Origin of the sequence: Anaerofustis stercorihominis DSM 17244, assembly GCF_000154825.1 — a bacterium.
Classification (GTDB): Bacteria; Bacillota; Clostridia; order Eubacteriales; family Anaerofustaceae; genus Anaerofustis; species Anaerofustis stercorihominis.
This window is the reverse complement of record NZ_DS560019.1, coordinates 692,986-708,100: the sequence shown is the minus strand read 5'-3', so window position 1 is coordinate 708,100 and position 15,115 is coordinate 692,986. Positions and strand designations below refer to the sequence as shown.

General features: G+C 29.1%; 16 protein-coding genes. 7 read left to right on the top strand and 9 right to left on the bottom strand.

The genetic code is table 11. The features are described from left to right. Positions 1-23: 23 nt before the first annotated feature. Positions 24-479, bottom strand: coding sequence for an S-ribosylhomocysteine lyase (locus ANASTE_RS08105; protein WP_007050517.1), 456 nt, complete (start codon positions 477-479; stop codon positions 24-26). 163 nt (positions 480-642) lie between these two features. On the opposite strand from ANASTE_RS08105, the gene ANASTE_RS08100 reads away from it, so the two are divergent. From ANASTE_RS08100 to ANASTE_RS08090, 3 genes are all read left to right on the top strand, one after another. Beyond that, positions 643-1,035, top strand: coding sequence for a pyridoxamine 5'-phosphate oxidase family protein (locus ANASTE_RS08100; protein WP_007050516.1), 393 nt, complete (start codon positions 643-645; stop codon positions 1,033-1,035). Between the two features lie 300 nt (positions 1,036-1,335). Continuing rightward, on the top strand, positions 1,336-1,929 hold the full coding sequence (locus ANASTE_RS08095) for a TetR/AcrR family transcriptional regulator (protein ID WP_007050515.1): 594 nt from the start codon (positions 1,336-1,338) through the stop codon (positions 1,927-1,929). A gap of 121 nt (positions 1,930-2,050) precedes the next feature. Continuing rightward, positions 2,051-2,590, top strand: a complete 540-nt coding sequence (locus ANASTE_RS08090; RefSeq protein ID WP_039945395.1) for a stage V sporulation T C-terminal domain-containing protein — start codon at positions 2,051-2,053, stop codon at positions 2,588-2,590. A gap of 50 nt (positions 2,591-2,640) precedes the next feature. Here ANASTE_RS08090 and ANASTE_RS12355 read toward each other — a convergent pair whose 3' ends face one another. The 3 genes from ANASTE_RS12355 to ANASTE_RS08080 all read right to left on the bottom strand — a co-directional run bounded on the left by ANASTE_RS12355 (position 2,641) and on the right by ANASTE_RS08080 (position 4,323). Then, positions 2,641-2,748 carry a hypothetical protein gene (locus ANASTE_RS12355; RefSeq protein ID WP_341271238.1) on the bottom strand — a complete coding sequence of 36 codons (108 nt, stop codon included), beginning with the start codon at positions 2,746-2,748 and terminating at the stop codon, positions 2,641-2,643. A gap of 63 nt (positions 2,749-2,811) precedes the next feature. Continuing rightward, positions 2,812-3,375, bottom strand: a complete 564-nt coding sequence (locus ANASTE_RS12350) for a DMT family transporter (RefSeq protein WP_341271237.1) — start codon at positions 3,373-3,375, stop codon at positions 2,812-2,814. A gap of 147 nt (positions 3,376-3,522) precedes the next feature. Further along, the gene (locus tag ANASTE_RS08080) at positions 3,523-4,323 is read right to left on the bottom strand and encodes an AraC family transcriptional regulator (protein ID WP_039945392.1); all 801 of its coding nucleotides are present in this window, start codon (positions 4,321-4,323) and stop codon (positions 3,523-3,525) included. 545 nt (positions 4,324-4,868) lie between these two features. Here ANASTE_RS08080 and ANASTE_RS08075 point away from each other — a divergent pair. Next, a complete protein-coding gene (locus ANASTE_RS08075) occupies positions 4,869-5,522 on the top strand; it encodes a transaldolase family protein (RefSeq protein ID WP_039945389.1) in 654 nt (217 codons plus the stop codon). 370 nt (positions 5,523-5,892) lie between these two features. Here ANASTE_RS08075 and ftsY read toward each other — a convergent pair whose 3' ends face one another. The 5 genes from ftsY to plsX form a co-directional block, all read right to left on the bottom strand. Further along, positions 5,893-6,789 (bottom strand): signal recognition particle-docking protein FtsY, encoded by an 897-nt coding sequence (gene ftsY, locus ANASTE_RS08070; RefSeq protein WP_007050510.1) that lies wholly within the window; start codon positions 6,787-6,789, stop codon positions 5,893-5,895. Then, complete coding sequence (gene smc / locus ANASTE_RS08065) at positions 6,782-10,360, bottom strand: chromosome segregation protein SMC (RefSeq protein ID WP_007050509.1); 3,579 nt, start codon at positions 10,358-10,360, stop codon at positions 6,782-6,784. The genes ftsY and smc overlap by 8 nt, the downstream gene beginning before the upstream one ends. Positions 10,361-10,370: 10 nt before the next feature. Further along, complete coding sequence (gene rnc, locus ANASTE_RS08060; protein ID WP_007050508.1) at positions 10,371-11,054, bottom strand: ribonuclease III; 684 nt, start codon at positions 11,052-11,054, stop codon at positions 10,371-10,373. Between the two features lie 106 nt (positions 11,055-11,160). Then, positions 11,161-11,385: an acyl carrier protein gene (acpP, locus tag ANASTE_RS08055; protein WP_007050507.1), complete on the bottom strand. Its 225-nt coding sequence runs from the start codon at positions 11,383-11,385 to the stop codon at positions 11,161-11,163. A gap of 61 nt (positions 11,386-11,446) precedes the next feature. After that, positions 11,447-12,433: a phosphate acyltransferase PlsX gene (gene plsX, locus ANASTE_RS08050; RefSeq protein ID WP_007050506.1), complete on the bottom strand. Its 987-nt coding sequence runs from the start codon at positions 12,431-12,433 to the stop codon at positions 11,447-11,449. 291 nt (positions 12,434-12,724) lie between these two features. Between plsX and ANASTE_RS08045 the strand changes: the two genes are divergently transcribed. From ANASTE_RS08045 to ANASTE_RS08035, 3 genes are all read left to right on the top strand, one after another. Continuing rightward, complete coding sequence (locus ANASTE_RS08045; protein ID WP_007050505.1) at positions 12,725-13,198, top strand: GNAT family N-acetyltransferase; 474 nt, start codon at positions 12,725-12,727, stop codon at positions 13,196-13,198. 114 nt (positions 13,199-13,312) lie between these two features. Further along, the gene (locus ANASTE_RS08040; protein ID WP_007050504.1) at positions 13,313-13,978 is read left to right on the top strand and encodes a response regulator transcription factor; all 666 of its coding nucleotides are present in this window, start codon (positions 13,313-13,315) and stop codon (positions 13,976-13,978) included. After that, on the top strand, positions 13,975-14,991 hold the full coding sequence (locus ANASTE_RS08035) for a sensor histidine kinase (RefSeq protein ID WP_007050503.1): 1,017 nt from the start codon (positions 13,975-13,977) through the stop codon (positions 14,989-14,991). The genes ANASTE_RS08040 and ANASTE_RS08035 overlap by 4 nt, the downstream gene beginning before the upstream one ends. The last annotated feature ends 124 nt before the right edge of the window (positions 14,992-15,115 follow it).

Sequence of the window (15,115 nt, the reverse complement as noted above, 5' to 3'; positions counted from 1 at the left end):
ATCCCACTATAGTGGGATTTAGTTTATTTGTAATAAATATCATTTTCAGTTAAATCTTTGATAACATCGTTATATTTTATTAATTCTTTCTTTGCTTCTTGTAAGTCGAGTTCTTTATAATTTCCGCATTCTATTTCCGACTGTCCCGGAATAGGGCCTTCATAATCGCTGAGATCACTTATTGTTTTTTTCACTAGGCCTATTACTTCTTTATGTGTAAGTCCCAAAGTTAAAAGATAAAACCCTGTTCTGCACCCCATAGGTCCGAAATATATTACATTTTCACTAAACTTTGAATTTCTTAAATAAGTCGCACATAAGTGCTCTATTGTATGAAGTGCTTTATTTGATAAAAAAGGAGGTGTATTTGGTTTTATAAACCTTAAATCATATGTTATAACTCCCCTGTCTTCTCTTGATAAATAAATACCGGGTTCCAATTTTGTATGATCAACCATAAAACTTGCTATCTTTTCCATTTTTCTCTCCTAATGTTCAGTTTGTATGTATATTTTAACATAGTATTACAAAAAACATTATAAAAGAATATAAATATTTATTTTTGTTATTATTCCTGTTTAATTAATGGTAATTTAATGTTAAAATTATAAATAAAATATAAAAAATAAGGGGGTGAAATCTATGAAGAAAGTTTATGATTTTCTTAAAAAATGCGAAACTTATTATCTGGCTACAGTGGAAGGAGATCAGCCAAGAGTCCGTCCTTTCGGTACAGTTAATATTTTTGAAGATAAACTTTATATTCAAACCGGTAAAGCGAAAAATGTTAAAAAACAAATCGATATAAATCCAAAAGTAGAAATATGTGCTGTTTATGAGGGAGAATGGCTTCGTATTGAAACTACTTTAGTTGAAGATGACAGGATAGAAGCTAAAAAAAGTCTTCTCGATAATTATCCACAACTTAAAAATATGTATTCTGCCGAAGATGAAAATACTGTGGTTTTTTATCTTAAAAATGCAGTCGCTACATTTTATTCGTTTACTGATGAACCTAAAGTGATTAGATTTTAGGTATAATATATTTACATAGATATTGGTATATCATCTATATAAATTAAAAATGGACAATCAAATTTTGCTAAGGGAATATTTATTAATTATCCATTTTATATATTGTTATACAACAACAATTATATGGTTATTATATCAATATAAGTTTGAAATTACAATGGTTTTTAAGTGATTACTTAATAATATTCGAGTATATGCTTAAATTATAACAAAAAATAATTTATTATGTAATAAAAATTTGATTAAAATAAAAAAATAATATATATTATTTATATATTTATTATTTGGAAAGGTATATTCATGAAAAAAGGATATATTACCAGTCAGCTTATATTGGAAAATACAATAGATTATGTTGCAAATTATGGTTTAGAAAATGTTACAACAAAAAAAGTAGCAAATGAAATGAAGATTTCGGAAGGTACTATTTTATATCATTTTAAAAATAAAAAGACTTTACTTAGAGAATGTTTATATTACGTTGATAATAAAATAGACAGTGCATTAAAAGAAGTATCTTTTTGGGGATTTAATTTACCTAAAGGTATAAAAGAACTGTGGTATAAATATTTTGAATATTTGATTTCTCATGGTAGTTATACTAAATTTTATCTTAATTACAGACAGTCATCTTACTATGATGAAGAAACAATGAAAGGTCAGATCAAGTCATTTAACTTTTTTACAAAGATTGTTAAAAAAGTAATGCCTAAACTGGGAGCGGATCCAGAAATATTCTGGGTATATTTGATTGAAACTACACTTAACTTTGCCGTTAGAGTATCAGATAATCAAATAGAAAACAATGAACAAAATATTGAAAAAATTTTTAAAATTATTTTTTATGGTGTTAATGGAATAACTCAAAAACATAAAATAGAAGATTTTAAATAATTAAACAAAAAAACATTTAATCAAAGGTTAAATGTTTTTTTGTTTAATTAAGGTTAAAAAGTATAAAATTTCTATTTTTAGCAAAACTAGTATTAATGAATTTTTATCAAAGGAGAGTTTAATGAAAGCAACTGGAATTGTTAGAAGAATAGATGATTTGGGTAGAGTTGTAATACCAAAAGAAATAAGAAGAACATTAAGGATCAGAGAGGGAGATCCTTTGGAAATATATACGGATTCACAAGGAGAAGTTATACTTAAAAAATACTCTATGGTAGGCGAACTGTCAAATTTTGCTCAGGAATATGTAGACAGCTTATCTCTTTCAGCTAAAGTTACGAGTGTTATATGTGACAGAGAAAATATCGTAGCGGCTTCAAGCGGAGATAAGAAAGAATTAATGGATAAAAGGATCAGTAAAGAACTGGACAGAGTTATATCCAAAAGACAGTTGGTAACATCTTTAAACGGAGATTACGACATTATAAGTGATAAAAAAAATGAACATGTATATGAGGTTATTTCTCCTATTGTGGCTAACGGAGATCCTATAGGAGCAATAGTATTACTTAGCAAAGATAAGCATGCACTTCCTATCGAACAAGGAAGTTTACTTGCAAAGACAGGTTCGATTTTCTTAGCTAAACAGCTTGAGCAATAATCAATGAATGATTATATAAAATAAAAAAGGACTTACTATTAAGTTCTTTTTTATTTTCTTTCACTTAAAAATAATCCTATCAATACTAATATGGTTCCTATAATGATACTCAATGTTATTTTTTCTTTAAGTACTATAAAAGAAGTTATTATAGTTATTACGGGAACTATGTAAATATATGCACTTGTCTTTATTGTACCGAGGATCTTTATCGCTGTGTTCTAAGTTACAAAACATATGGAACACGCTCCGAATCCCAAAAATAATATATTGAATATCACAGTGAAATTATTAAATAAAGATATATCGAATTTAAAATCAAAGAAAGGCAGCATTATTATCATAAATATCAAACCATAAAAGAAAATCCTTCGTGTACACTGAATTATATTGTATCCCAGTTCACTTATCTTTTTGCTCAGCAGTGAATAAACAGCCCAAATCATCGCTGCCAATAATGCCAGAATATCCCCCATAGGTGAAAGACTAACGTTTGCAGTATCTTTAAAGCTTATAAAAATAATACCGCTTATGGCGATTATAAATCCTATAAAAAAATTTTTATGAAGGCTTTCGCTTTTTATAAATAGATTTGATAAAATTGCGGTAAAGAAGGGAGCTACCGAAACGAGTACCCCTACATTAGATGCAGATGTATAAGTAAGTGCAGTGTTTTCAAATAAATAATATAGACTTACCCCGCTTAATCCTGCAAATATAAAGTATATCTCTTCTTTTTTATTCTCTAATTTTAATATTTTAGGATACATTAATATTAAAAATATGAACCCCAGTAAAAATCTATAGAATAATATTTCAATTGGCGTAAAAGTTTTAAGTAAAATTTAGTTGAGATAAAGGTTGTTCCCCAAATAAAAATCGTTATAAGTGCCAATATATGTCCTTTTGCTTTTTGCTCCATTTCTCCCCCATTATTTAAAAATATTTTTATATTCTCCGGGTGTCAAACCTGTAAGTTTTTTAAATGTCTTTGTAAAGTGGCTCTGGTCATTAAAACCTAATTTCAGCGCAACTTCTACAATGTCGTTATTGTATTTTAATAACTCTTTTGATTTATTTATCCTGATAGTTTCTATATATCTGTAAGGTGTTATTCCTTTTATTTTTGTGAAACTTCGTATTACTGCGTATTTATTCATTCCTGATATTTCACTTAATATATCAAGAGAAATTATTTTATCGTAGTTTTCTATAATATAATTTTCTATGGTTTGAATTTTATTATTTTCGTTATTTATTTCCAGGCTTTTGTATTTAGAATATTTATCTATTAATTCATCCATAAAAAGAATAAATAGTTCTTCTCTTTCCATTTCATTTTCATTTTCCATAATCATGTAATGAACTTTTTCAAACTGTTTTGCAAGTCCCATATCTTTTATAACGGGATATTTGAATTTTAAAGTATTTTTATCTTTTATCATATATGTTAAATATTCCATACTTTGTTTTGGTATATTTACGGCAATATATTTCAGTAATGAACCGTCTTGATTTCTGCAGTCATGATTGTCAAAAGGATTAAATAATATCATATCATCACTTTTTATGTAATATTTGGTTTCCCCGTAAGTTAGAGTCCTATTACCGTTGTTTATAAGCCCTATAACATAATGATCATGAAAATGATTTGGAAAATCTTGTGTACCGTCGCTGAAAATATAAGCTTCTATGTTTAATGTTTTATCGAATATAATTTTTCTATCATTCATTTTTTTCACCCAATTTAATTTATCATTTTAATTTTATATAGTATTGTACAATATTGACAAATCTATTTAATTATATATTGTTTATCATTAAAAATCATTGTATTTGAGCATTTATTATTTTTATATGGTTTCTATATATGAACACATGTAAGAATGAGCTAACGAATTTATTTTTATTGCCGAAATATATTGCATTTATGTGACATAAGTAATATTATAATGATAGCAATAAGTTGCTGAGAAGCAGAAGATTATATAGTAAAATGATAAAATTCTAAATATATGATCCATTATGTGTTAATAGCCAATTTCACTTCTGCTTCTCTAATGTAAAAATTTCCAAATATATCATTGTCATATATAGAAAAATTTGGTATAATAAATAAGCAAATTTTGTTTGAAAAGTTAATAAATCGGAATAAACAGGAATGTCTATTTAGGCATTTCTGTTTTTCTTTTATAAATAATTATAACGCAAAATAAACTTGAAATAAATTATGGCAGAGGTATATAATTTAGTTAATAAAAAATTAAGGAGAAATATTATGGATTATAGAATTTTTCTTGATACTGCAAATGTGAAAGAAATCGAAGAAGCTGTTGAAACTGGGATAGTTGCCGGAATTGCAACCAATCCGAACAAAATGGCAAATGTAGGAAGAAAGTACGAAGATGTAATTAAAGATATCCGTTCATTTTTTGACGGACCTATTGCCGTAGAGGCAATCCCTACAGAAACCGAAGAAATAATAGAAGAAGCAAAAAGATTAAATGATTTATCGGAAAATATCGTAATAAAAATACCTGCCAACAAAAAGGGTATAAAGGCTATAAACAAATTGGTTCCTATGGGTATAAAAACCAACGCTACGCTTATATGTAACCCAGGGCAGGCTCTTGCGGCGGGTCTTGCCGGCTCTCCTTTTATAAGTCCTTTTATAAGCAGAGTCGATTATATTGGTCATGACGGAATGGAGCTGTTCAGAAAGGTCAGAAAAATGTATGACTTTTATGATATAAAATCCGTTGTGATTGCAGCAAGTATCAAAAACTGCAATGACGCTATAGAATCTATTCTTGCCGGTGCGGATTCTCTTGCTCTCACATATGAAGTATTCAATCAATTATTCAATCATCCCGTTACGGAAGAAGGAATAAAAAAATTCACTAACGATTATAATTCTATTTATGGTAAATAAAATGGATATGTTTAGTATGTTTCTCGACTATATAAATAAAGAAAATATAGATAAGATAAAAATGTAAATTATATTTTACTTAATCGAAGCATTAGCGATATATTTGATTTAAAGAGTTAGTATTGAGCGTCAGTTTCTTAGAATAGGAAAAACAAACAAAGAACTTTTAGAAAAGATAACAGTTAAAAATTTTGGTACATAAAGAATTCTTTATAAATAAAGTTATCGGTTGTGCTTTGCAAAATTGCTTATAAACAAACAAATAGTTTGTTACTGAGTTTATGGAAAAATATAAAGATAAAATGGCTACGATTAGTATACGCTAAGCAAAAAAATACATATAAAAAGACCTCATAAGAGGTCTTTTATTTTATATTATTGCATCTACAAAGTTATCTACATCAAATTCTTCCAAATCATCAAGCCCTTCTCCGAGACCTATATACCACATTGGAGGTTTATTATCTCCGGCCAGTGATACTATGACCCCACCCTTGGCACTTCCGTCAAGTTTTGTCATTATGATACCGTCCACTTTTGCACTTTCGTTGAAGCTTTCTGCCTGTATCACACTATTTTGTCCTGCTCCGGCGTCAAGCACTAAGACTGTATATAGATTATAATCTCCTTTGAATTTATCACAAACTCTGTAAATTTTATTGAGTTCATCCATTAAGTTTTTCTTGTTTTGAAGTCTTCCGGCACTGTCCGCTAATATTATGTCCATATCTTTAGCCTTTGCTGAATCCAAACAGTCATAAATCACGCTAGCGGGATCCTGACCTTGTGAACTCTTTACTATAGGTACATTAAGTCTTTCTGCCCATGTAGCCAGCTGTTCGCTTGCGGCGGCTCTGAATGTATCTGCTGCCGCCAATATTACTTTTTTGTCCTCTTTTAAGAATTTATTTGCAAGTTTTGCTATGGTAGTCGTCTTTCCTGCTCCGTTTACTCCGATAAATAATATCAAAGCGGGTTTTTTGATTTCTTTATCCCATAAATTTAAATTAAGTCTGTTTCTGATTTCATCTTTTATCAAATCATATAATTTATTTATATCTTTAACGTCTTTTTTTGTTGCATTTTCCTTGACGTTTTCTATTATTTCTTCACTTACGTTAAAAGGGATATCGCTAAGTATCAATACTTCAATTAGCTCTTCATATAAATCATCGTCTATTTTGTTTGATGAAAAAACATCTTTTAACTTTGATAATAAACTTTTTTTAGTCTTATCCAGACCTTTGTTATATTTTTCATTAGGCATTTTTTATTTGACCTCCTTCGTGGATATCTTTTAGTTTGACACTTACGATCCTCGTGATACCTTCGCTTCCCATTGTAGCTCCGTATAAAACATCGGCAATACCCATTGTTATTTTTCTGTGTGTTACGATTATGAATTGATTGTCACCAATTATTGATTTTAAATAATTGCAGAACCTTGCAACATTTGCGTCATCAAGCGCTGCGTCGATTTCATCCAGAACGCAGAATGGTGCGGGCTTTAATTTAAGTATCGCAAAAATCAATGCTATAGCTGTCATAGACTTTTCTCCGCCGGAAAGGGAGGATATGTTTTTAAGTTTAGTTTTTGGCGGTTGTGCGACTATATCTATACCGCTTTCCATAATATCATCCGGATTTGTAAGTATAAGTTTTGCACTTCCTCCGTTGAATAATTTTTTAAATACATTATCGAATTCAACATTGATATGGTCGAATTCTTTTATAAATCTTTCTTCAATTTTAGAATTCATATCTTTGATAATATGTAATAACTCGTCTTTAGAATTTTCCAAGTCATTTTTTTGTTCACTTAAAAATTCAAATCTTTCCTTGACTTCTTTGTATTCTTCTATAGACTCTACATTTATATTACCCAGTTTTTTTATACTCGACTTTAAATCTCTCACTTTGGTTTCTATTTCAAGCATATTTTCTATAGGGGTTTTAAATTCTGCCGCCTGTGCATATGTAAGATTGTAATCTTCTATTATACCTCTTTGGAGATAATCAAATTCCAATGATAATTTATCTTTTTTATTTTCAAGTTTTTGTATTCTTTCGCTTAAATTAAATCGTTCTTCCTGAAGATTTTTAAGCTCTGTATTTACTCTGTCAAATTCTTCACCGCTGTCTTTCTTCTTTTCCATTAAAGCTTTATAATTATCATCCAAGTTTTGTTTTAGTCTGTCGTAGTCGTTATCTATTTCTTTTGCTTTTTCTATTAGTTCGTTTAATATCAAAATATTTTCTTCGTTTTCGTCTATTTCTTTTTTACTGTTTATTAAAGAACTTTCTATATCTCTGATATTTTTATTTAAATCATATATGGAAGAATTATAATTTCTCAGCTTTTCCTCTTCCTTATATAACTTAAGCTGTTCATTATTTAATTTTGTAGCCATTTCAAGATATTTATCTTTATAAAGTCCCAGAGAAATCTTTGATATTTCGTCTTTTTTATCTTCTATTTCTTTTGATAATTTATCAATTTCTTCTTTTGATTTCTCATTCATTTCATGAATTTTTTTATCAGCTTCTTTTAGATTTAAAATTTTCTTTTTATTATCTTCAAGAGTCTTTATGGCTGTTTCCAGTTCATCTTCTTTGTCTCTGTTTTTATCCTCTTCTTTACTTATTATCAATGTAAGATTATTGATTTTTTCAGCCATTACTTTGAGTTCTTCATCTTTTTGTTTTAATTGTTCATCAAATGAATCGCTCTTTTTAAGATATTCATTATAATCCTTAACGGCTTGTTTTATTTCTCTTTCTAATTTATCGATTTTGTTTTTTCTTGACAGTAAGCCTTCGTCGCCCCTTTTGTTCTGACCGCCGACCAATGCTCCGCCCGGGAATAATACCTCTCCGTCTAAAGTCGCTATTTTATATTTATGTCCGCTTTTTTTTGCAAAAGCATTTGCATTTGATAAATTATCAAAAATCAAAAGTGTACCCAGAGCATTTTTTATAATATTTTCATATTTTTTATCGTAGTTGACCAAATCACTCCCCACTCCCTCAAATCCTTTTGCGGAAGTAATGGAAGAATTTAGATTATAGATTTCTCTCGGTTTTATAATGCTGTGAGGCAGAAATGTTATCCTGCCCCATTTATTTTCTTTTAACGCTTTTATTGCTTTCGAAGCTGTGATTTCATTTTTCACTATTACGTGTTCTATTGTGGATGCAAGAGATTTTTGTATTGCATCCATATATTTTTCTTCTACCGAAATCAAATCCCCTAAAGTACCGTATACTTCGCCTTTTAAGTCATTGTTAGATTTAGCGTATTCGAATAGTTTTTTTATTGCAAATTTATAGCCTTCTTTGTTCTCTTCATATCCCAAAAGTATATCTTTTTGTCCTTTAAGAAGTTTGGCTTTATTGTATTTATCAAGTAATTCTTCTCTAAAGTCTGCTTTTGCTTCTTCGATTTTATATCTTTCTTCCAATAGCTTATTATTTTCGTCATCGAGTTTATCGAGTTTTTCTTCGTTTTCGGAATTATCTACATTTTCCAAAGAACTTTCCAATTCTTCTATGTTTTTTTCTAAATTGTAATTTTCTTCATCAAGTTTCGTTTTGATAAATTTATTGTTTTCTATTCTGTTTAAGCTATCGGATAAAAGACCCTCTTTATCCTTTAATAATCTTTCCTTTGTCTTTAAGTTAATATTTTCTCTTTGAATAGCATTTTCTGTTTCGTTAGAAATACCTTTTAATCTTTCGACTTCTACTTTTAGCTTGTTATATTCTTTCGTTAAATCATCAAATAAAGTTTCCTGCTCATTTAGTAATGCTTGCGTTTCTTCTTTTTTATCCTCTATATTTTCTTTTTCTTCTTCTAATCTTATGATACCTTCTTTTAGACTATCTATATTTCCCAGGTGAGTTTCTATTTTATTTTTATTAACTTCTACTTCCACTTTGGAATTTTCATATGTAGAAATAAAATCATGTATTTCTTTGTTTGCATTGTTTATCTGTTCGTCGAAAGAATTGATTTTTAATTTAAGGTCGCTGTATTTATCGTCTAAAATAGAGATACTTTCTTCTTGTTCTGTTAAAGTATCTTTCATTATCTTTTCATCTTCGTCTAGTTTGGATAATTCTTCTTTATATTTATCTGCTTTATGCACAAAAAGATTAAGTTCCAAACCTTTTAGTTCTTCACTAAGTTCTATATATTTTCTGGCTTTTTTTGAGTTTCTTTTTAAACTTGGAAGTCTGCTTTCGAGCTCGCTTATTATATCTAAAATCCTATATAAGTTACTTTGTGTTTTATCCAGTTTTCTTAAAGCTTCATTTTTTCTGGTCTTATATTTTACTATTCCTACGGCTTCTTCTATCATTAATTTTCTGTCTACCGCAGAATTGTTGACGATACTTTCTATCTTTCCTTGTGAAATTATAGAGTAACCTTCTCTGGAAAGCCCTGTATCCATGAATAATTCATGAACATCTTTAAGCCTTACAGCATTTTTATTTATATAATATTCGCTTTCTCCCGAGCGATAAAGCCTTCTTGATACGTTAACTTCACTGTATTCGCTTGGCAGTATCCCGGTCGTGTTATCTATAGTTATACTTACAAAAGCATATCCGAGGGCTCTTTTTTCTTCCGTTCCGGAAAAGATGACGTCTTCCATTTTTCCGCCTCTTAGTGTCTTTACTCTCTGTTCTCCCAGAACCCACCTGATAGCGTCAACGATATTGCTTTTACCGCTTCCGTTCGGTCCTACTATACCCGTTACTTTATTATCAAAAATTATTTCAACTTTTTGTCCGAAAGACTTAAAGCCATATATTTCAACTTTTTTTAAATACATTTACTACCGCCTAAATCAGTTTAAGTTTTTTTAGTGTGTTTAAAGCTGCATGCTGTTCCGATTCTTTTTTGTTTTTACCTTCGCCTTGTCCCATGTCTTTATTATTTATTATTACTTTTGAAGTAAATATCTGGTCGTGTTCAGGACCTTTTATTTGAACGAGTTCATAACTGAAATCTTTTATATTTTTTGAATGTATATATTCCTGAAGCAGTGTCTTATAATCATAAGTTAAATTTCCACTTATTGCTTTTTTTATTACATCCGATAATAAAGTAAGTGCGATGGTGCTAACTTTTTCATAATCGCTGTCTAAATAAATTGCTCCGAGCACGGCTTCGAAACAGTCCGCTATTATGTTTTTTTTGTATTTGCCTCCGCTGTGCATTTCACCTTTCCCTAACATTATAAACTCTCCCAGGTCTAATTTATCCGATGCGCTGAATAAAGAGTCTGCACAGACTATCAGTGCTCTGAGCTTTGTAAGAACGCCTTCTTTTTTACCCGGAAGGGTTTTATAAAGATATGCACCTACGCATAAATCAAGCACCGCATCTCCTAGAAATTCCAATCTTTCATTGTTTTGTAAAGTTTTATTTTCGTTGCTTTTTGATGAGTGAGTAAGAGCAACTTTTATCAGTTCTTTATCTTTAAATTCATATCCTAATTTTTGTTCTAATCTTTCAATCTCCATTTTTCTACCTCATAAACTATGTAAAAAATCACAGAAATCATTCCTTCAATTTTTTAAATAGTTTAAGGCTCCCTTATAAGGAGCCCTTTTTCTATTTTTATTTATTTTATAATGCTTCTAAATAATCAACTACATCTTTAACAGTCTTCATGTCTTCTAACTTATCTTCTTCGATTTCAATGCCGAATTCATCTTCAAAATCTGCGATTAGTTCGATCAGTGTAAGTGAATCAACATCTAAATCATCTGTAAAAGAAGTTTCCATTTTAACTATGTCTTCATTTACCTCTAACTGCTTAATGATAATATCTCTAACTCTTTCAAAAATCATTGATGATATTCCTCCATACGTATTTATAGATTATTATATATATACTTATATCATATATTCCTTATTTAGCATAGATATTTTTAATTTTTTCTAAAACTTCATTTTCTTCAAATTTTATGGCTTGTCCGATTGCATTTTTAAATGCCGTTTCATCAGAATTACCATGGGCTTTAATGATACCTCCGTTTACTCCGAGAAGAGGTGCTCCGCCGTATCTCTTGGATGATAATTTAGCCATTTCTTTGTTTAATACATTTTTTGTAAGGACATAACTTAGTTTTGTCTTTGTATTCGTATAGAAAACATCTTTTAGTATGTCCTTCATCAAGTTTCCCATACCTTCGATTGTTTTTAGGATAATATTTCCGGTAAATCCGTCACATACTATTACATCATTATCGCTGTTCATAATTTCTGTGCCTTCCATATTTCCTGCGAAATTTATATCTTCTGTTTCTTTTAATACTTGATGAGCTTCTTTGTATAATTTATTTCCTTTTTCTTCTTCGCTTCCTATATTTGCAAGGGCGACTTTTGGATTTTCAACTCCCATAACGTATTTCATATAAATACTTGACATTGAAGCAAACTGCTTTATATATTCGCTGGTACAATCTGCATTGGCTCCGCAGTCCATAAGGAGGATTGGCTTCTTTCTTGCAGGAAGGACAGCTCCGAGTGCCGGTCTTTTTACTCCTTTTATTCTTCCCGTAACGAGGACTCCTGCCGAAAGGACGGCTCCCGTACTTCCCGCCGTTACAAGAACGCTGTTACGGTCTTCTTTTATTAAATTTGCGGCAACTACCAGCGAAGATTGTTTTTTTCTTCTTATAGCCAACGCACTTTCATCATGACAGGTGATTTCTTCCGGTGCATGGATAATACTTATTTTATCCATACTTAGGTTATTTTTATCAAATACTTCTTTGATTTTTTCTTCATGACCTACCAATGTGATTTCTCTGTTAAATTCTTGAACTGCAAGTACAGCTCCTTTGACCATTGCGTCGGGAGCATAATCTCCCCCGAAGGCATCTACATATATCATATTTATACCTCTTTATATAATATTTTCACTTAAAGATTTAATTTTATTTAAATAATTTTAAATAAAATTAATATCTAAACCGGATTATATCATAATTATGGCTTGTTTTCCAGCTTTCCGACTTTACTTTATAGGATATTATGCGTAAAAAATAATATAATATGAAATAAATATTTTAATGAATTATATAATTAATAATTATAAAATCCTTATATGATATAATAAAAAATAATTATAAAATATATTGACTATATTTTATTTACTAAATTAATTTATTATGCGGAGATTATCATGTTGAATTTAAACGAATATAACAAGACTTATCACGATTCTCTAATAGGATTTTTATATAAATGTCTTCCTGAATCGGGAAGGACTTTAGATATTGACGGACGATATAAAATGTATAAAGATATAAATAGATATTTTGATTGTTTTTTATGTATGTTCGATAATAAGATGATAATAGGTACTGTCGGTATCAAAAAATTGAATAATAAAAAATGTGAATTAAAATCTCTATATATTTTTAAGGATTATTATGGTAAATCCATAGGGTTTGAATTATTATCAAAAGTAATAAAAATAGCTATAGATCTCGGCTATGACGAAATGTATCTGGATACATTATCTAACAGTAAAAGAGCGATATCGCTATATGAAAAAATAGGTTTTAAAGTCACAAAAAAATATAACAACAATGAATTTGCGGATATATTTATGGTTTTGGATCTAAAGAATCCGAGATTTATATTTGAAAAGTAATCAACTGTTGTATTTGATTACTTTTTTATTAAATTAACTATTCATTAATGAAATTTTAAGTTATGATTAACTTAAGTATTATATAAATATAAAATAAAGTTTAAGGAGAAGATAATGTCACGTATACTTGTAGTCGAAGACGATAATAAACTCAGAGGTGAATTAACATTATATTTGAAAAATAATGGCTATGAAGTCAGTGAGATTTTGGATTTTAAGCATAGTGTGGATATTATCCTGGCAGGTAATGCCGATCTTATCCTTCTTGATATAACGCTTCCGGGTATTGACGGTGAATATATTTGTAAAGAAGTCAGAAAATCTTCGGATATACCTATAATAATGCTTACGAGCAGAAATAATGAGATGGACGAGCTTTTAAGTATCAATTACGGAGCAGATGACTATGTTACAAAACCATATAATCCGAGGATTTTAATAGCAAGGATAGAAGCACTCTTAAAAAGAGTAAATAAAAATTTCAGTGATGTTATATTTTATAACGGACTTAAATTAAATATTTCAAAAAGTACTTTTTCATATAATGATAAAGAAATCGATTTAAGTAAAAATGAACTTAAAATATTACATTTTCTTCTAAAAAATAAGTCTAGAATAGTATCAAGAGACGAGCTTATGGATTATTTATGGGATAATAATGAATTTGTTGATGATAATACTCTAACCGTAAATATCAATAGGCTTAGAAAAAAGCTTGAAAGTGTGGAGCTTAAAAATTTTATTGAGACAAAAAGAGGACAGGGATACATAATATCATGAAGCTAAAAGATTTTTTAAGGGACAAGTTCGTAAATATAATGTTGTATGTAGGTTTATTTTTAATAAGCCTGTTTCTGCTTAATATATTTAAAGTCAACAGCTCGCTGAAAGTAAATATATTGGTTTTGACATTTGTAATCCCGGTTATTTCTTTCGGTTATGAATTTTACAGAAAAAGAGATTTTTATAACAGACTTGAGAAAAACTTGGCTAATTTGGATAAGAAATATTTAATAAGTGAATTTATCAGAAATCCTAATTTTATAGAGGGCAGGATTTTAAATGATACGATTTATGATATCGATAAATCAATGAATGAATATGTTAATTTATATAAAAGAAAAAATCATGACCTGGAAGATTACATAGAACTTTGGTGTCATGAAATAAAAACTCCAATCTCCACTTCTAAAATGATAATAGCAAATAATAATAATGAAGTAACGGATAGTATAGACGAAGAGTTAAATAAAATAGATAATCTCGTTGAACAGGTTTTATATTATGCGAGAAGTAAAAACGTTGAAAAAGATTATATAATAAAAAGAGTCAAGCTGGAAGATATAGTAAAGAAAGCGGTGCTTAGGAATAAAAAGGATTTTCTTAATAAGCATATAAGCTTATATATGAATGACCTTGATGTAGAGGTAAACAGCGATAGTAAATGGCTTGAGTTCATTATAAATCAAATAATAATAAATAGTATTAAATATTCAAAAGGTGAAAAACCTAAAATATGGATTTATTCCATAAAGAAGAAAGACGGGATAGAGCTTTATATAGAGGATAATGGGATAGGGATAAACAAAAGTGAGCTTGGTAAGGTATTTGAAAAAGGATTTACCGGAACCAACGGAAGAAAAACATATAAGTCTACGGGTATGGGGTTATATCTTTGTAAGACCCTTTGCGACAACTTATATCATAAAATAGATATACTTTCCCAGGAAAATGCTAAAACCGTGGTTATAATCACTTTTCCTTTGAGTTCTCTTATAGATGAGGTAAAATAAAACAGACATATGTCTGTTTTTTTATTTATATAATAGATCAATTTTTATACTGAATTTAAATCTTACAAAACTGTAAGGTTATGTAATATAAATCAATGGATGAAAAAAATATCTTCTTCTATAA